This window comes from Streptomyces cyaneofuscatus, assembly GCF_042718795.1.
Lineage (GTDB): Bacteria > Actinomycetota > Actinomycetes > Streptomycetales > Streptomycetaceae > Streptomyces > Streptomyces cyaneofuscatus_A.
Genome location: NZ_JBHXOX010000012.1, coordinates 55,907 through 72,870 on the forward strand (window position 1 = coordinate 55,907; position 16,964 = coordinate 72,870).

The window sequence follows — 16,964 nt, forward strand, 5'->3', positions numbered from 1 at the left end:
GGTCCCCTCCTCGAAACGGTGATCGGACCGAGCTTCGCTCGAATGGGTGATCCGTTTCACGCTGGGCGAGAGGCGGACTGCGCCACGTGGTGGGGTCGATAGCATCAAGCACCGGCCCGGAGAAGCGACCGCCTCTCCCCACCGCCGGTCGACGCCGCCGGAGGTGCCCCATGAGTGCAGAGGCCGCCGATCCCGCCGCTGTGCCGCGCAGGCGGAGCCGGCCCCGGATCGATCTGCGCAGGCTGGGCCGGGTGGCGCTGCTCGGCCCTGTCCCCCGCGACCGGCTGCCCGACGCCATCGGCCATGTCGCCGAGGCGCACCGCGCCCACCACCCCGACGCCGACCTGGCCATCCTCCACCGCGCCTACGTCCTCGCGGAGTCCTCCCACCGGGGTCAGATGCGCAAGAGCGGCGAGCCGTACATCACGCACCCGCTCGCCGTCACCCTGATCCTCGCCGAACTCGGCGCCGAGACCACCACGCTGACCGCCTCCCTCCTCCACGACACTGTCGAGGACACCGAGGTGACCCTCGATCAGGTACGGGAGCAGTTCGGCGAAGAGGTCTGCTATCTCGTCGATGGCGTCACCAAACTCGAGAAGGTCGACTACGGCGCCGCCGCCGAGCCGGAGACCTTCCGCAAGATGCTCGTCGCCACCGGCAACGACGTCCGGGTCATGTCGATCAAGCTCGCGGACCGGCTCCACAACATGCGCACCCTCACCGTGATGCGCCCCGAGAAGCAGGCCCGGATCGCCAAGGTCACCCGCGACGTCCTCATCCCGCTCGCCGAACGGCTCGGCGTCCAGGCGCTCAAGACCGAGCTGGAGGACCTGGTCTTCGCGATCCTGAACCCCGAGGAGTACGAGGACACCCGCGCCCTCATCGCCGGGATGACGGGCGGGAGCGACCCCCTGGCCCCCATCGCCGACAGCGTCCGGGCGACGCTCCGCGAAGCGGGCATCAGCGCCGAAGTCCTCATCAGGCCACGCCACTTCGTCTCCGTGCACCGGGTCCGCAGGAAACGCGGTGAGCTGCGCCCCACCGACTTCGGCCGACTGCTCGTCCTGGTCGGTGAGGACGCCGACTGCTACGCGGTCCTCGGTGAGCTGCACACCTGCTTCACCCCGGTGATCTCCGAGTTCAAGGACTTCATCGCCGCCCCCAAGTTCAACCTGTACCAGTCGCTGCACACCGCCGTCGTCGGCCCCGAGGGCGCCGTCGCCGAAGTCCTCATCCGTACGCACCGGATGCACAAGGTCGCCGAGGCGGGCGTCGTCGCCCTGGGCAACCCGTACGCCCACGACGCGACCGCCGCCCACGACCCCACCGCCGCCCAGCAGGCCGAACCGTCCGACGAGCGCGCCGACCCGACCCGGCCCGGCTGGCTCTCCCGGCTGCTGGACTGGCAGGAGTCCGCCACCGACCCCGACACCTTCTGGACCACCCTGCGCGCCGACCTCGCCCAGGACCGCGAGATCACCGTGTTCGGCACCGACGGCCGGACCCTCGGCCTGCCCGCCGGGGCCAGTTGCGTCGACGCCGCGTACGCCCAGCACGGGGAGCGGGCGCACACCTGCATCGGAGCCCGGGTCAACGGCCGCCTCGCCACCCTCTCCACCGTCCTCAGCGACGGCGACACCGTGCAGTTGCTGCTCGCCCAGGACACCGCGTCCGGCCCGTCGCCCGAGTGGCTGGACCACGCCCGGAGCCCCGCCGCCCGTATCGCGATCACCGGCTGGCTCTCCGCCCACCCCGAGGCCCTGGGCCCCGATGCCCTGGGACCCGATGCCCCGGGCTCCGAGGCCGGGGGAGCGGATGATGCCGACGGCCGTGTGGAGCGGGCGGCCGACGGCCCGCAGCCCACCGCACCCGCCCGCACCCGGTCCGGCGGGCGCGCCGCCAATGTCGTTGTCGACGGCCCGGAGAGCCCCACCCGCCTGGCCGGCTGCTGTACGCCGGTGCCCCCGGACGAGGTGGTCGGCATCGTGGTCCGGGGCGGCGCCGTCACCGTGCACCGCCAGGAGTGCCCCGCCGTCGCCCGGATGCGCGAGATCGGCCGCGCACCCGTCGCGGCCCGCTGGCGCGAGGAGGGCGGGGAGCGTGACACCGCCGCCTGCCGGGTCACGCTCGTCGCCGAGTCCTTCGGCCGGCCCCGGCTCCTCGCCGACCTCACCGAGGCGATCGCCACGGCCGACGCGGCCATCGTCTCCGCCACCGTGGAACCCCCCAGCGAACAGCGCGTCCGGCACACCTACACCCTCCAGCTCCCCGACGCCGCCGGACTGCCCGCCCTGATGCGGGCGATGCGCGACGTCGCCGGGGTGTACGACGTCAGCCGCGCCCAGCACCCGGCCGCCACCGGCTGATCTCCCTTGCGGGGAGACCGCCCCGTTCGAGTGGTGCGGCGCGCGGCACCCCCGGGAGAGCGCCCGGCGCTGATAGCGGTAGTCCATGCCGCACCTCTCCCGCCGCCTGCGGGCCGCCCTCCTGGCCACCGCGTCGCTCACCCTCGTCGCCGCCGCCCTGCCCGCCCCCGAGCCGCTCGGCATCGGTGACCGGCTCTTCCCCGAGCTGGGCAACCCCGGCTACGACGTCCTCACGTACGACATCGCCTTCACCTATCACGGCAGCAACACCAAGCCCCTGGACGCCGTCACCACGATCAGGGCCCGCACCACCGCACCGCTGGAGCGGATCAACCTCGACTTCGCCCGGGGCACCGTCCAGGGCGTCGAGGTCGACGGGCAGGCCGCCGACTTCGGCAGCAAGAACGAGGACCTGGTGATCCAGGCCCCCCGCCGCCTCCCCGCAGGCGCCCCCCTGAACATCACCGTCCGGCACACCAGCGACCCGTCCGGGACCTCGGGCAACGGCGGCTGGATCCGGACCGCCGACGGCCTCGCCATGGCCAACCAGGCCGACGCCGCCCACCGGGTCTTCCCCAGCAACGACCACCCCTCGGACAAGGCGCACTTCACCTTCCGCATCACCGCCCCCAAAGCCCTCACGGCCGTCGCCAACGGGTTGCCCGCCGGCCACACCCGTAACGGCGCCACCACCACCTGGACCTACCGCACCCGGCACCCCATGGCCACCGAGCTCGCCCAGGTCTCCATCGGCCGCTCCCACGTCCACCACCACACCGGACCGCACGGACTGCCGCTGCGCGACGTCGTCCCGGCCGACGAGCGCGAGAAGGTGGAGCCCTGGCTGCGGAAGACCCCCGCCCAACTGGAGTGGATGGAGCGGCGCGTCGGCCGCTACCCCTTCGAGTCGTACGGCGTCCTCGTCGCCGACAGCCGCATCGGCTTCGCGCTGGAGACCCAGACCCTCTCGCTCTTCGGGAAGTCCTTCTTCACCGAGCCCGCCTACCCCGAGTGGTACGTCGACTCCGTGATGGTCCACGAGCTGGCCCACCAGTGGTTCGGCAACAGCGTCTCGCCCGCCACCTGGTCCGACCTCTGGCTCAACGAGGGGCACGCCACCTGGTACGAGGCCCTGTACGCGGAGGAGAACGGCGGCGTGACGCTGGAGCGGCGGATGCGCGAGGCCTACAAGCGCTCCGACGGCTGGCGGGCGGACGGCGGCCCGCCGGCGCACCCGGACACCCCCGCCGAGGGCGAGAAGCTGAGCCTCTTCCGCCCGGTCGTCTACGACGGCAGCGCCCTGGTCCTCTACGCGCTGCGCCAGGAGATGGGCGCGGCCGCCTTCGACCGGCTCCAGCGCGCCTGGGTCCGGATCCACCGGGACGGTACGGCGACCACCGCGGACTTCACCCGGCTGGCGTCCGGCATCGCGGGGCGGGACCTGACGGCCTTCTTCGAGGACTGGCTGTACGGGAAGAAGACCCCGGCGATGCCCGGCCACCCCGACTGGCGCGCGGCCGAGCCCGCCGCCACCCCCTGAGGGCGGGGGAAAACCCCGGTGACGGGCCCGGTGGGGCCGTGCCACTATCGACACGTCGGCACGGCGGACCGCACCGGGACCCGACAGGGACCCGACCGGAACCTCCGATCGGAACCCCCGGCGGGAGTGATCGGGAATCATCCGGACAGGTCACACGTTGTGACTGACGTAAAGACTTCTATCGACGTAAGGATCCAATGACCTCCTCTTCTTCCCTTCCCCAGGACGCGCAGGACGCGCAGAGCGCCACGGAGAACATCCCCGAGAGCCTCACCGAGAGCCTTCGGGCCGACGCCCTGATGGAAGAGGACGTCGCCTGGAGCCAGGAGATCGACGGAGCGCGCGACGGCGACCAGCTCGACCGCTCCGAGCGGGCCGCCCTGCGGCGTGTCGCCGGTCTCTCCACGGAGCTCGAGGACGTCACCGAGGTCGAGTACCGACAGCTGCGCCTGGAGCGCGTCGTGCTGGTCGGTGTCTGGACCTCGGGGACGGTGCGTGACGCGGAGATCTCCCTCGCGGAGCTCGCCGCCCTCGCCGAGACGGCGGGCGCACAGGTCCTGGACGCGGTGTACCAGCGGCGCGACAAGCCCGACCCGGCGACCTACATCGGTTCCGGCAAGGCACTGGAGCTGCGGGACATCGTCCTCGAATCCGGGGCGGACACCGTCATCTGCGACGGTGAGCTCAGCCCGGGCCAGCTGATCCATCTGGAAGACGTCGTCAAGGTGAAGGTGGTCGACCGGACCGCTCTCATCCTCGACATCTTCGCCCAGCACGCCAAGTCCCGTGAGGGCAAGGCGCAGGTCTCGCTGGCGCAGATGCAGTACATGCTGCCGCGCCTGCGCGGCTGGGGTCAGTCGCTCTCCCGTCAGATGGGTGGCGCCGGCTCCGGCGGCGGTGGCGGTATGGCCACCCGTGGTCCCGGTGAGACCAAGATCGAGACGGACCGGCGGCGGATCCGCGAGAAGATGGCGAAGATGCGCCGGGAGATCGCGGAGATGAAGACCGGCCGCGAGATCAAGCGGCAGGAGCGCAAGCGCAACAAGGTGCCCTCCGTCGCCATCGCCGGATACACCAACGCCGGAAAGTCCTCGCTGCTCAACCGCCTCACCGGAGCCGGTGTCCTGGTGGAGAACGCCCTGTTCGCCACCCTGGACCCGACCGTGCGCCGGGCCGAGACGCCGAGCGGCCGGATCTACACCCTCGCCGACACCGTCGGGTTCGTACGGCACCTGCCGCACCACCTCGTCGAGGCGTTCCGCTCCACCATGGAGGAGGTCGGCGAGTCCGATCTCATCCTGCACGTGGTGGACGGCTCGCACCCGGTGCCCGAGGAGCAGCTCGCGGCGGTCCGCGAGGTGATCCGGGACGTCGGCGCGGTGAACGTGCGCGAGATCGTCGTGATCAACAAGGCGGACGCGGCGGACCCGCTGGTCCTCCAGCGGCTGCTGCGCAACGAGAAGTACGCCATCGCGGTCTCGGCCCGGACCGGCACCGGGATCGACGAGCTGCTCGCGCTCATCGACGCCGAGCTGCCGCGCCCGTCCGTCGAGATCGAGGTGCTCGTGCCGTACATCCAGGGGGCGCTGGTCTCCCGGGTGCACGCCGAAGGTGAGGTCCTCTCCGAGGAGCACACCGCCGAGGGCACCCTGCTCAAGGCCCAGGTCCACGAGGAACTGGCGGCGGAGCTGGGGACGTTCGTCCCCGCCGCGCACTGATCACCGCGGGGCGCAGGGCTGTGATCACCGCACGACGCCGGCCGTGATCACCGCGAGACGCGGGCCGTGAGTACCGCACGGCACAGGCTGTGACCAAGACGCCCGACCGGGACCTCCCGGCCGGGCGTCAGCCGTTTCCGGGCTCCTCGCGCCCCGCTCCACCCGAGGCCTCGTACCCCGGGGGCACGAAGCACGCGGTCACGGTCTTGCCGGCCCGCTGCGGATGGTGCTCCCAGCTGTCGGCCAGCGCGTCCACGATGGCCATACCGCGGCCGCCGAGCGCGTCGGGGTCGGCGTCGCGCGGTGTGGGCGGCTGCGGACTGGAGTCGTGGACGCTGACGTGCAGGCACGAGCTGTCCCACGTCAGGACGAGCTGGGCGTCACTATGGGCGTGCTTGTGCGCATTGGTGATGAGTTCGGAGACGGCGATGAGCACCGAATCCACGGTGTCGGGGTCGTTCTTGGCCCACTCCAGGCTCTGCAGGTGCTCGCGCGCCCAGTGACGCCCCGCTCGCACTCCCTTGGAGATGGGGAAGGACTGCGCCCAGCCCACCGCCCTCAATGTGGAATCGGTCATCGCCATGCCTTTCGGTCGTGGCCGTACGGGGGTCCGGCGCTCGGTAGTCCTCCGTCTACCCGCCGGAGCGCGGAACACCGTCCCGCTCGGGCCGCGAAGCCGTCGGGACCCGGAGGTGATTGGACGGCCGGGCATCGGGCACACGACGGCAGCACCCACCTAACAAGGAGGAAATTATGATGATCGTCGGAATAGTCGCCGTCTGTGTCGTCCTGGCCGTGCTGGCCTTCCTGGTCCCCAGGTTCTCCCGCCACCCGGAGCGCGGCACCCAGCGCACGCTCGGCCTGGGCTCCCGCGCGGGCGGCAAGGCGCCGGGCGTCCTGGGCCGGATCTTCAGCAAGCCGTTCCGCAGCAGCTCCAAGGCGGTCGGCCGCAGCGGTTCGGCCGGTCGGCGTGCCCGTGGCCACATGCCGTTCTGACCGCATGTGCCCGCACGCCCTCACGCCGGTAGCCGTGCCCGTCGGGCACCATGGCCGGATGGACGCCGATCAGCCGGAGCGGACCCCCGACGGCCGGTACATCGTGGTGAAGGGCCGCCGGTGGCGGGCGACGGACCCGGAGATCCCCGAGGACGTCGCCGCCGGTCTGCGCCGTCACCTCATGGCGGCCCGGCGAGCGGTGGCCGCCTCACACCGGAACCACGACCCGGCCGCCGAGAGGCTGGCCCGAAGCCGGGTGCACACCGCCAAGGTGGCCCTCGGCGAACGAGGCACCCCGTGGTGGGAGCAGCCCCTCGCCGAGCGGCGCCGCCGCTGGGAGGACGGGGCCGCGGAACTCGACGCCGCCAGGAAGCCCGGACAGCGAACCGCCCGGCCGGCCGACGGATGAGTCGGCCGCCCGGGCGGAAAAGGGGCCTGGCCGGCCCTCGTACGATGTCCTGCTGACCCGCGTACGCGTGTCCTTTGTACGTCTGTCCCTCGTATGTCGCGTCCTACTGGCCCGCGTACTTCTCGCTGACCGCGCGGTAGATGCCCTCGGCCTCCTTGCCGAGCCGGGGACCGGCCAGCCAGCCCGCCGAGACCGGGCCGATCGAGGTGTTGGACACCAGGGCCGGTCGGCCGTCCGAGCCGGTCGCGACCCAGCCGCCACCGGAGGAACCCCCGGTCATCGTGCAGCCGATGCGGTACATCGTGGGCTCGTCCTGGCGGACCGAGAGGCGGCCCGGCCTGTCCTTGCACCGGAGCAGCTTCTGACCGTCGAACGGCGGCGCGGCCGGGTAGCCGGTGGCCGTCATGTCCGCGATCTGCGGTACGGCGGGGGCGTTGAAGTCGACCGCCAGCGCCGAACCGACCGTCTCCTCCAGCGACTTGCCCGTCGACCCCTTCTCCGGCGTGACATGCAGCACCGCGAAGTCGTACGGGGCGCCCTGCCCGCCGGTCGCCGCACCCTGGGCGATCCACTGCTCGGAGGTCTGGGCCCACTTGCCCCACCACACGCCGTAGGGAGCCACCTTCTCCTTGGGCGCGGTCTCCAGCTCCGCCGCGGAGAGGTTGTCGTTGTTGTACGACGGGACGAAGGCGATGTTGCGGTACCAGCCGCCCGCCTTGCCGGCGTGCACACAGTGCCCGGCGGTCCACACCATGTTGGACTTGCCGGGGTTCGCCGGGTCCTTCACCACGGTCGCGGAACAGACCATCGGGCCCTTGGGGCCGTCGAAGAGCAGCTTCCCGGCCTCCGGCGCGTTGTCGTGGTACGGCGTCGCGACATCGGCCGCCCGGACGGGGGCGGGCGTCGGGTCCGTCACACCGTCGTCACCGGAGATGTCGTTGTCGACCGGGTTCTCCGGGGGCTTGTCGGCCTCCCGCATCCGGTCCGGGTCCCAGAGGTCCTCGATGATCGGGTTGACGAAGTCCTGGGCCTCACGCAGCCACTGGTCCTTGTCCCAGTTCTTCCACTCGCCGTCCCGCCACTTGTCCGGGTCGATCCCGTGCTCCTTGAGCCGGTCCTTGAGATCGTCCGGGATCGTGATCTTGCCGTCGGCCCGGCCGGCCGGGGCGCTGGGCGTCGTACCGCCCGCGTTGTCCTCCTCCGGACCGCAGGCGGTGGCGGTGAGCGTCAGGACGGCGACGGCCGCCGTCGCGGCGAGCACTCCGGAAGGCATGCGCCGTACGCGCCTGCCGCGGCGTGCGGTGTCGGTCGGGCGAATGGGTCGCATCTGGTGATCCCCCTGGGACTTCGTCACTCGGTACTCCGTGCGGCTTTCGGACACTTCGGGGCAGCGGAACACCCTTCTCCGGCCCTCGGTGCGGCCCCCACTATGCCGGTGCCGATGGGGACGGTTCGCGGCAGGTCCACGGTTCCGTTCCCGCAAGGACGTTCCGGTGTACCCGTGATCCCTTGCGGCCGGCGTCGTTGGTACGTACGGGGGACACCAGGACAGCGTTCACCCCCGCACTCCGTCCGCGCGAAAACGTACCGACGTGCAACGCAACTGTTACCGCAGGAGGATCAAGAGCCGTGTCCGTGACCGAACCCGCTCCGGTGGCACCGCCCCCCGCGCCTCCCGTGCACGAGGGCATCCTCCGCCGCCAGTCACTGCGCGAGTCGGCCGCCCGCACCTATGCGCGGTCCCTGCCGATCGTCCCGGTCAGGGCGCGCGGGCTCACCATCGAGGGCGCGGACGGACGCCGGTATCTGGACTGTCTGTCGGGCGCGGGCACCCTGGCGCTCGGCCACAACCACCCGGTCGTGCTCGAAGCCATCCGGAAGGTCATCGACTCCGGCGCCCCGCTGCATGTGCTCGACCTCGCCACCCCGGTCAAGGACGCCTTCACCACCGAGCTGTTCGCCACCCTGCCGCGCGAGTTCGCCGACAACGCCCGCATCCAGTTCTGCGGCCCGGCCGGCACGGACGCCGTCGAGGCCGCGTTCAAGCTGGTCCGCGCCGCGACCGGACGCGAGACCCTGCTGACCTTCACCGGCGCCTACCACGGCATGACGGCCGGGGCGCTGGAAGCCTCCGGCGGCGCCCGGGACGTGCGGGTGACCCGGCTGCCCTTCCCGCAGGACTACCGCTGCCCGTTCGGGATCGGCGGCGCGCGCGGGGCCGCCCTCGGCGCGCGGTGGACGGAGCACCTGCTGGACGACGAGAAGGGCGGCGTCCCGGCCCCGGCGGGGATGATCCTGGAGCCGGTCCAGGGCGAGGGCGGCGTCAACCCCGCCCCGGACGCCTGGCTGCGCAGGATGCGCGAGATCACCCGGGCCCGGGGTATCCCGCTGATCGCCGACGAGGTGCAGACCGGCGTCGGCAGGACCGGCGCCTTCTGGGCCGTCGAGCACAGCGGCATCGTCCCGGACGTCATGGTCCTCTCCAAGGCGATCGGGGGCTCCCTCCCGCTCGCGGTCATCGTCTACCGCTCTGAGCTGGACCTCTGGCAGCCGGGCGCCCACGCGGGTACGTTTCGTGGCAACCAGCTCGCCATGGCGGCGGGCGCGGCCACCCTCGCGTACGTCCGGGAGAACGGGCTGGCGGAGCGGGCGGCGGCCTTGGGCGCCCGCATGCTCGACAGCCTGCGAAAGTTGCGGGCGGACCATCCGGGGATCGGCGACGTACGGGGGCGCGGACTGATGATCGGCCTGGAGCTGGTGGACCCCGAGGCCGCGCCCCTGCCGGCCGAGGCCGACGACCCCGCCCCGGCCCCGCCGCCGGACCCGGCCCTCGCCCGCGCCGTCCAGCAGGAGTGCCTGGACCGCGGCCTCATCGTCGAACTGGGCGGCCGGCACAGCGCCGTGGTCCGCCTCCTTCCCCCACTCACCCTCACCGACGAGCAGGCGAGCGCTGTTGTCGACCGTCTCGCCGACGCGCTGGCGGCCGCGGAGCGTTCGCCGCACCGCAGGGCCGCAGCCGGGCCGACCACCTGATCCCCGGAACCACACAAGGAAGACCGCCGTGAACCCCACCCCCGCCTCCGAGGCCGACGGCCCCGGAACCCCCCAGCACCGAGGGCAGGACGGACCGGCCGCCCCCGGCACGGTCGAGGCGACGACCGTGCCCCGTCAGAAAGCGGCGCAGGGCGGTGACGTGAGCGATCCGGCGTACGCCCCCGCGGAGCCCGGCGCCCCGGAAGCCTCGCACGACGGACCTCTGGCCGACGCAGCCCCGCACGACGGACTCCTGGCCGACGCAGCCCCGCATGACGGACTCCTGGACGGCCAGGACCCGTTGGACCACCCCGACCCGCTGCGGGCCGCCGACGCCGCCGGCACCGAGAGCCTCCTGCGGTGCTGGACCCGCGAGAACGACCTGCCCCGCCCCGAAGGCGACACCCTGCGCGTCGCCTTCCCCGCCACCGGCACCGCCCTGCTCGTCCCCGTGCACTACTGGTCCGCCACCGGAGCCCACCGCTTCGGCGCCCCGGTCCTGGAAGGCGCGCCCGAGAAGGCCCCGCCCGCCGACGCCGTCACCGTCGCCGTCCTCATCGGCCGGGAAGCCGACCGCAACGGCTCCGCCGACCTGGTGGCCAGGGTCGCCGACTCCGTACGCCACACCGCCGGCTTCGTCGAACAGCGCCGCCGCACGCCGGCCGACCCCGCCGACGCCGACCTCTTCCTCACCGCCGAGCAGTCCCTCCTCCTCGGCCACCCGCTCCACCCCACCCCCAAGAGCCGCGAAGGGCTCTCCGAGGCGGAGTCCCGGCGCTACTCGCCCGAACTCCACGGCTCCTTCCCGCTTCACTGGTTCGCCGTGGACCGCACCCTGACCGCCACCGACTCCGCCTGGACCGACGGCGGCCCGGCGTCCGCCGAGGAGTTGCTCGCCCCGCACCGCGACGGGCTGCGCCTGCCGTCCGGCACCGCCGCCGTGCCGCTGCACCCCTGGCAGGCCGCCGACCTGCTGAGCCGCCCGCAGGTCGCCGCCCTCCAGGAGACCGGGCTGCTGCACGACCTCGGCCCGCACGGCGAGCACTGGCACCCCACCTCCTCCATCCGCACCGTGCACCGCCCCGGCGCCCGGGTGATGCTCAAGCTCTCCCTCGGCGTACGCATCACCAACTCCCGCCGCGAGAACCTCCGCAAGGAGCTGCACCGGGGCGTCGAGGTCCACCGCCTCCTGACCACCGGCCTCGCCGAGAGCTGGCAGCGCGAGCACCCCGGCTTCGACATCGTCCGCGACCCCGCCTGGCTCGCCGTCGACGACCCCGAGGGCACCCCCGTCACCGGCCTCGACGTGATGCTCCGGCAGAACCCCTTCGGCCCGGGCGACGACGCCGTCTGCATCGCCGGGCTCACCGCTCAGCGGCCCCGGCCCGGGCAGCCCCTGATGCGCTCCCGGCTCGCCGAGGCCGTCGCCGTCCTGGCCGCCCGGACCGGCCGCCCGGTCGCGGACGTCTCGGCGGAGTGGTTCCGGCGCTACCTGGACCGCGTCGTACGCCCCGTCCTCTGGCTCGACGCCCACGCCGGCGTCGCCCTGGAGGCCCACCAGCAGAACACCCTGGTCCTGCTCGACCCGGACGGCTGGCCGGTCGGCGGCCGCTACCGGGACAACCAGGGCTACTACTTCCGCGACTCCCGCCGCGACGAGCTGGAGCGGCGGCTCCCGGGCATCGGCACCGTCAGCGACACCTTCGTCTCCGACCCGGTCACCGACGAGCGGTTCGCCTACTACCTGGGCATCAACAATGTCCTCGGCCTCATCGGCGCGTTCGGCGCGCAACGCCTCGCCGACGAACAGACACTCCTCACCGTCCTCCGCCAATTCCTCACCGAGAACGCGGAACTGGGCTCGCCCCTGCCCGCGTATCTTCTCCAGCACCGCCAACTGCGCTGCAAGGCGAACCTGCTGACCCGGCTGCACGGCCTGGACGAGCTGGTCGGCCCGGTCGACACCCAGTCCGTCTACGTCACCATCGCCAACCCGCTGCACGCCTGAGGGGCCCCGGCCCCCGCTCCAGAGACCTGAGGGGCCCCGGCCCCCGCTCCCGAGACCCGAGGGGCCCCGGCCCCCGCTCCAGAGAGGAGAGTGTCACCGTGCCTCCCGCCGACGCGCCCGCCGAATCCGACGCGGCGCCTGAGGAACCGGGCTCCGGGCCCGGCGACCGGGAAACCACCGCCGCGCCCACCGGCACGGAAGACACCCTCGATCTGAAGCTCACCGAGGAACTCCTCGCCCTCATCGCGGAGGACCGGAACAAGGCAGCTCGCCGGCGCGACCCCGTCGGCGAGCTGCTCGGCGACCCGGCCACCTGGCCCGGCGCGACCACCGAGGCCGGGGTCTTCCACCTGGTCCCGGTGGTCCTGGAGCGCGATCTCGCCGTCCTCAGCCGCTGGATGAACGACCCCGCCGTCGCCCCCTTCTGGGAGCTCGCCGGGCCCGAATCCGTCACCGCCGACCATCTGCGGCCGCAGCTCGAAGGGGACGGCCGCTCCCTCCCCTGCCTCGGCGTCCTCGACGGAACGCCCATGAGCTACTGGGAGATCTACCGCGCCGACCTGGACCCGCTGGCCCGCCACTACCCCGCCCGCCTCCACGACACCGGTATCCACCTCCTCATCGGGGGCGTGGGCGACCGGGGGAGGGGCGTGGGCACGACGCTGCTGCGCGCGGTCGCCGACCTCGTGCTGGACAACCTTCCGCGCTGCGGCCGGGTCGTCGCCGAGCCGGACCTCCGTAACACCCCGTCCGTATCGGCATTCCTGAACGCTGGATTCCGCTTCTCCGCAGAGGTGGACCTCCCCGACAAACGTGCCGCTCTCATGATCCGCGACCGAACGTACCGTGATCACCTGTGAACACCGCGCCGCACCGTATCCACCGCTCGAACCCCATCGGTCCCACCCGGAGGAGTCCCCGTGCCGACATATCCCGCGAGCCCTGACGCAGTCGAGCCCCACCCACTCCTCAGCCCCCCGGAGCTGAACCGGCAGATCTGGGACCGGGCCGCGGCGCGGCTGCTCGCCAAGATGCTCGGCGAGTTCGCGTACGAGGAGATCATCGAGCCCGAGCGCCGGCCCGGCGACGGCCATCTGTACGCTCTCTCGCTCGACGACGGCACCGAACTCCGCTTCTCGGCCCGCCGCGGCGTCTACGGAAGCTGGCGCGTCGACCCCGACTCCGTCGAGACGGCCCATCCGCCCGCAAGCCCCCTCTCCAACGGCGCTTCCTCCAGCCACGCCGCCGCCAACGGCACTTCGGACGGTACGGCCCGCCCGTTCCGCGACCCGCTGCGGTTCCTCGCCCGCGCCCGCGGCCTCCTCGGCCTCGACGGCGCCACGCTCGGCCACCTCATCCGGGAGCTGACCCTCACGCTCTCCGCCGACGCCCGCCTCGACCACACCGCCCTCACCGCGCGGGAGCTCGCTGACCTCGGCTACGCCGAACTCGAAGGCCACCAGACCGGCCACCCCTGGCTGGTGGCGAGCAAGGGGCGGCTCGGCTTCTCCGCCTCCGACGCGGCCCGCTTCACGCCCGAGACCCGCAGCCCCCTCCGGCTGCCGTGGATCGCCGTGAGCACCCGCATCGCGCAGTACCGGGGCGTCGGCCGACTCACCACCCCCGAGCACCTCTACGCCCAGGAGCTCGACCCCTCCGTACGCGCCGCGTTCGCCGCCGAACTGGACGCCCGGGGGCTCGACCCGGCGAGCTACCTCCACCTCCCCGTACACCCCTGGCAGTGGGACGAGTGGATCGTGCCGCTCTTCGCCCACGCCATCGCCGACGGGGACATCGTGGCGCTGCACACCGACGGCGACGCACGCCTCGCCCAGCAGTCCGTCCGTACGTTCGCCAACGTGTCCCGCCCCGACCGGCACACGGTGAAGCTGCCGCTTTCCATCCTCAACACGCTCGTCTGGCGCGGCCTGCCCACCGAGCGGACCCTCGCCGCCCCCGCCGTCACCGCCTGGGTCCAGGGCCTGTGCGAGGCCGATCCGTTCCTCCGCGACACCTGTCGGGTCATCCTCCTCGGCGAGGTCGCCTCCGTCGCCGTGGAACACCCGCTCTACGACCACCTCCCCGAAGCCCCGTACCAGTACAAGGAGCTCCTCGGCGCCATCTGGCGGGAGCCCCTGCCGCCCCGCCTCGACCCGGGCGAACGCGCCCGCACGCTCGCCTCCCTCCTGCATACGGATCCGGCGGGCCGCGCGTTCACCGCCGAACTCGTCGAGCGCTCCGGGCTCGCCCCGGAGGCCTGGCTCACCCGCCTCTTCGCCGCCCTGCTGCCGCCGCTGCTGCACTTCCTCTACCGCTACGGGACGGTCTTCTCCCCGCACGGCGAGAACGCCATCGTCGTCTTCGACGAGAACGACGTGCCCGTACGGCTGGCGATCAAGGACTTCGTCGACGACGTCAACGTCAGCGCCCACCCGCTGCCGGAGCACGACACCATGCCCGAAGAGGTCCGCACGGTCCTCCTCACCGAGGCGCCGTCCTTCCTCACCCAGTTCATCCACTCCGGCCTCTTCGTCGGCGTCTTCCGCTATCTGTCCCCGCTCTGCGAGGAGCAGCTCGGGGTGAGCGAGGACGCGTTCTGGTCACTCGTCCGGGCGGAGATCGTCCGCCACCACGCCCGCTTCCCCGAGCTCAAGGAGCGGTTCGAGCTGTTCGACATGCTCACCCCCGAGATCGAACGTCTCTGTCTCAACCGCAACCGCCTGCACGTGGACGGCTACCGCGACCGCTCCAGCCGCCCGCACGCGGCGATCCACGGCACGGTTCCCAACCCGCTGCACCCCTCCGCCCGGATCCGGGAGTGACCACCGTTGTCAGTGGCGCGCCGTAGGGTGGTCGGGCTATGACGAAGCCACTCCTCCCCGAGCTCCTGCACGCCGCCGTCACCGCCGTCGGCGGTACGGAGCGCCCCGGCCAGGCCGCCATGGCCGAGGCCGTCGCCGCGGCGGTCGACGACCAATCCCACCTGCTGGTCCAGGCCGGCACCGGCACCGGCAAGTCCCTCGGCTACCTGGTGCCCGCGCTGGCGCACGGGGAGCGGGTCGTCGTGGCCACGGCCACCCTCGCCCTCCAGCGGCAGTTGGTGGAGCGGGACCTTCCGCGCACGGTGGACGCCCTGCACCCGCTGCTGCGCCGGCGCCCGCAGTACGCGATGCTCAAGGGCCGGTCGAACTACCTCTGCCTGCACCGGCTCCACGAGGGGGTCCCGCAGGACGAGGAGGAGGGGCTGTTCGACCAGTTCGAGGCGGCGGCGCCCTCCAGCAAGCTGGGCCAGGACCTGCTGCGGCTGCGGGACTGGTCGAGCGATACGGAGACCGGCGACCGGGACGACCTCACCCCCGGCGTCTCGGACCGGGCCTGGGCGCAGATCTCGGTCTCCTCGCGCGAGTGCCTCGGCGCGTCGAAATGCGCGTACGGAGCGGAGTGCTTCGCGGAGGCGGCCCGGGAGCGCGCCAAGCTCGCCGATGTGGTCGTCACCAACCACGCGCTGCTCGCGATCGACGCCATCGAGGGCGCCCCGGTGCTGCCCTCCCACGAGGTGCTGATCGTGGACGAGGCGCACGAGCTGGTCTCCCGGGTCACCGGGGTGGCCACCGGGGAGCTGACCCCGGCCCAGGTCAACCGGGCGGTCCGCCGGGCGGCGAAGCTGGTCAACGAGAAGGCCGCCGACGCGCTCCAGACCGCCGCCGAGGGGTTCGAGCGGGTGATGGAGCTGGCCCTCCCGGGGCGCCTTGAGGAGGTGCCCGAGGACCTCGGGTACGCGCTGATGGCGCTGCGGGACGCGGCTCGTACGGTGATCTCCGCGATCGGCGCCACCCGGGACAAGTCGGTCGAGGACGAGAACGCCGTCCGCAAGCAGGCCCTGGCCTCGGTCGAGTCGATCCACGGGGTCGCCGAGCGCATCACCCAGGGCTCGGAGTACGACGTCGTCTGGTACGAGCAGCACGACCGGTTCGGCGCCTCCGTGCGGGTGGCTCCGCTCTCCGTCTCCGGGCTGCTGCGCGAGAAGCTCTTCGCCGAGCGTTCCGTGATCCTGACCTCGGCCACGCTGAAGCTCGGCGGGGACTTCAACGGGGTGGGCGCTTCCCTGGGGCTGGCTCCCGAGGGCATGGCGGGCGACGACATCCCGTCGTGGAAGGGGCTGGACGTCGGCTCCCCGTTCGACTACCCGAAGCAGGGCATCCTCTACGTCGCCCGCCATCTGAACACTCCGGGCCGCGAAGGCTCCCGTACGGACATGCTGGACGAGCTGGCGGAGCTGGTGGAGGCGGCGGGCGGCCGCACGCTGGGGCTGTTCTCCTCCATGCGGGGGGCCAAGGCAGCCGCCGAGGAGCTGCGGGGCCGGCTGGACAAGCCGATCCTGCTCCAGGGCGAGGAGACCCTCGGCGAGCTGATCAAGAACTTCGCCGCCGACCCGGAGACCTGCCTCTTCGGCACCCTTTCGCTCTGGCAGGGCGTCGATGTGCCGGGGCCGAGCTGTCAGCTGGTGGTCATGGACCGGATCCCGTTCCCCCGTCCCGACGACCCGCTGATGAGCGCACGCCAGAAGGCGGTCGAGGAGGCCGGCGGCAACGGGTTCATGGCGGTGGCCGCGACGCACTCCGCGCTGCTCATGGCCCAGGGCGCGGGCCGCCTAGTCCGGGCCACGGGGGACAAGGGCGTCGTCGCCGTGCTGGACCCGCGCCTCGCCAACGCGCGGTACGGCAGCTATCTCCGCGCCTCGCTGCCGGACTTCTGGTACACGACGGACCGCAACCAGGCCCGCCGCTCACTCGCCGCGATCGACGCCCTGGCCAAGGCGGACGGCAAGTAGCGGACGGCACGTAGGACACGTGGATGATGAAGCCCCGGGACGCCTTGCGGCGGTCCCGGG

Annotated in this window: 12 protein-coding genes; 10 read left to right on the plus strand and 2 right to left on the minus strand. The window is 72.6% G+C overall.

The window, feature by feature from the left end; all coding sequences use genetic code 11:
* The first annotated feature begins 170 nt into the window (after positions 1-170).
* The 3 genes from ACFWRT_RS15835 to hflX all read left to right on the plus strand — a co-directional run bounded on the left by ACFWRT_RS15835 (position 171) and on the right by hflX (position 5,627).
* Positions 171-2,369 (plus strand): RelA/SpoT family protein, encoded by a 2,199-nt coding sequence (locus ACFWRT_RS15835; protein ID WP_380949879.1) that lies wholly within the window; start codon positions 171-173, stop codon positions 2,367-2,369.
* A gap of 85 nt (positions 2,370-2,454) precedes the next feature.
* Positions 2,455-3,909 (plus strand): M1 family metallopeptidase, encoded by a 1,455-nt coding sequence (locus ACFWRT_RS15840; RefSeq protein ID WP_380949878.1) that lies wholly within the window; start codon positions 2,455-2,457, stop codon positions 3,907-3,909.
* 197 nt (positions 3,910-4,106) lie between these two features.
* A complete protein-coding gene (hflX, locus tag ACFWRT_RS15845; protein WP_380949877.1) occupies positions 4,107-5,627 on the plus strand; it encodes a GTPase HflX in 1,521 nt (506 codons plus the stop codon).
* A 127-nt stretch (positions 5,628-5,754) separates the two neighbouring features.
* Here hflX and ACFWRT_RS15850 read toward each other — a convergent pair whose 3' ends face one another.
* Positions 5,755-6,204: an ATP-binding protein gene (locus ACFWRT_RS15850; RefSeq protein WP_380949876.1), complete on the minus strand. Its 450-nt coding sequence runs from the start codon at positions 6,202-6,204 to the stop codon at positions 5,755-5,757.
* Positions 6,205-6,380: 176 nt separating this feature from the next.
* Here ACFWRT_RS15850 and ACFWRT_RS15855 point away from each other — a divergent pair, with 176 nt between their 5' ends.
* On the plus strand, positions 6,381-6,623 hold the full coding sequence (locus ACFWRT_RS15855) for a DUF6411 family protein (protein ID WP_380949875.1): 243 nt from the start codon (positions 6,381-6,383) through the stop codon (positions 6,621-6,623).
* A 58-nt stretch (positions 6,624-6,681) separates the two neighbouring features.
* Entirely contained in the window at positions 6,682-7,032 is a 351-nt protein-coding gene (locus ACFWRT_RS15860; RefSeq protein ID WP_380949874.1) for a hypothetical protein, read from the plus strand.
* Positions 7,033-7,135: 103 nt separating this feature from the next.
* Here ACFWRT_RS15860 and ACFWRT_RS15865 read toward each other — a convergent pair whose 3' ends face one another.
* Positions 7,136-8,305 (minus strand): trypsin-like serine peptidase, encoded by a 1,170-nt coding sequence (locus ACFWRT_RS15865; protein WP_380949873.1) that lies wholly within the window; start codon positions 8,303-8,305, stop codon positions 7,136-7,138.
* 356 nt (positions 8,306-8,661) lie between these two features.
* On the opposite strand from ACFWRT_RS15865, the gene ACFWRT_RS15870 reads away from it, so the two are divergent.
* The 5 genes from ACFWRT_RS15870 (at position 8,662) to ACFWRT_RS15890 (ending at position 16,904) form a co-directional block, all read left to right on the plus strand.
* Entirely contained in the window at positions 8,662-10,065 is a 1,404-nt protein-coding gene (locus ACFWRT_RS15870; RefSeq protein ID WP_380949872.1) for a diaminobutyrate--2-oxoglutarate transaminase family protein, read from the plus strand.
* Positions 10,066-10,093: 28 nt separating this feature from the next.
* Positions 10,094-12,073, plus strand: coding sequence for an IucA/IucC family protein (locus ACFWRT_RS15875; RefSeq protein ID WP_380949871.1), 1,980 nt, complete (start codon positions 10,094-10,096; stop codon positions 12,071-12,073).
* Positions 12,074-12,171: 98 nt separating this feature from the next.
* The gene (locus ACFWRT_RS15880) at positions 12,172-12,933 is read left to right on the plus strand and encodes a GNAT family N-acetyltransferase (protein WP_380949870.1); all 762 of its coding nucleotides are present in this window, start codon (positions 12,172-12,174) and stop codon (positions 12,931-12,933) included.
* Between the two features lie 60 nt (positions 12,934-12,993).
* On the plus strand, positions 12,994-14,895 hold the full coding sequence (locus ACFWRT_RS15885; RefSeq protein ID WP_380949869.1) for an IucA/IucC family protein: 1,902 nt from the start codon (positions 12,994-12,996) through the stop codon (positions 14,893-14,895).
* Positions 14,896-14,933: 38 nt separating this feature from the next.
* Positions 14,934-16,904 (plus strand): ATP-dependent DNA helicase, encoded by a 1,971-nt coding sequence (locus ACFWRT_RS15890; protein ID WP_380949868.1) that lies wholly within the window; start codon positions 14,934-14,936, stop codon positions 16,902-16,904.
* Positions 16,905-16,964: the final 60 nt, after the last annotated feature.

Coding starts and splice junctions, on each gene's coding strand:
- ACFWRT_RS15835 (WP_380949879.1), top strand. CDS start 171: ATGAGTGCAGAGGCCGCCGATCCCGCCGCTGTGCCGCGCAGGCGGAGC.
- ACFWRT_RS15840 (WP_380949878.1), top strand. CDS start 2,455: ATGCCGCACCTCTCCCGCCGCCTGCGGGCCGCCCTCCTGGCCACCGCG.
- hflX (WP_380949877.1), top strand. CDS start 4,107: ATGACCTCCTCTTCTTCCCTTCCCCAGGACGCGCAGGACGCGCAGAGC.
- ACFWRT_RS15850 (WP_380949876.1), bottom strand. CDS start 6,204: ATGACCGATTCCACATTGAGGGCGGTGGGCTGGGCGCAGTCCTTCCCC.
- ACFWRT_RS15855 (WP_380949875.1), top strand. CDS start 6,381: ATGATGATCGTCGGAATAGTCGCCGTCTGTGTCGTCCTGGCCGTGCTG.
- ACFWRT_RS15860 (WP_380949874.1), top strand. CDS start 6,682: ATGGACGCCGATCAGCCGGAGCGGACCCCCGACGGCCGGTACATCGTG.
- ACFWRT_RS15865 (WP_380949873.1), bottom strand. CDS start 8,305: ATGCCTTCCGGAGTGCTCGCCGCGACGGCGGCCGTCGCCGTCCTGACG.
- ACFWRT_RS15890 (WP_380949868.1), top strand. CDS start 14,934: ATGACGAAGCCACTCCTCCCCGAGCTCCTGCACGCCGCCGTCACCGCC.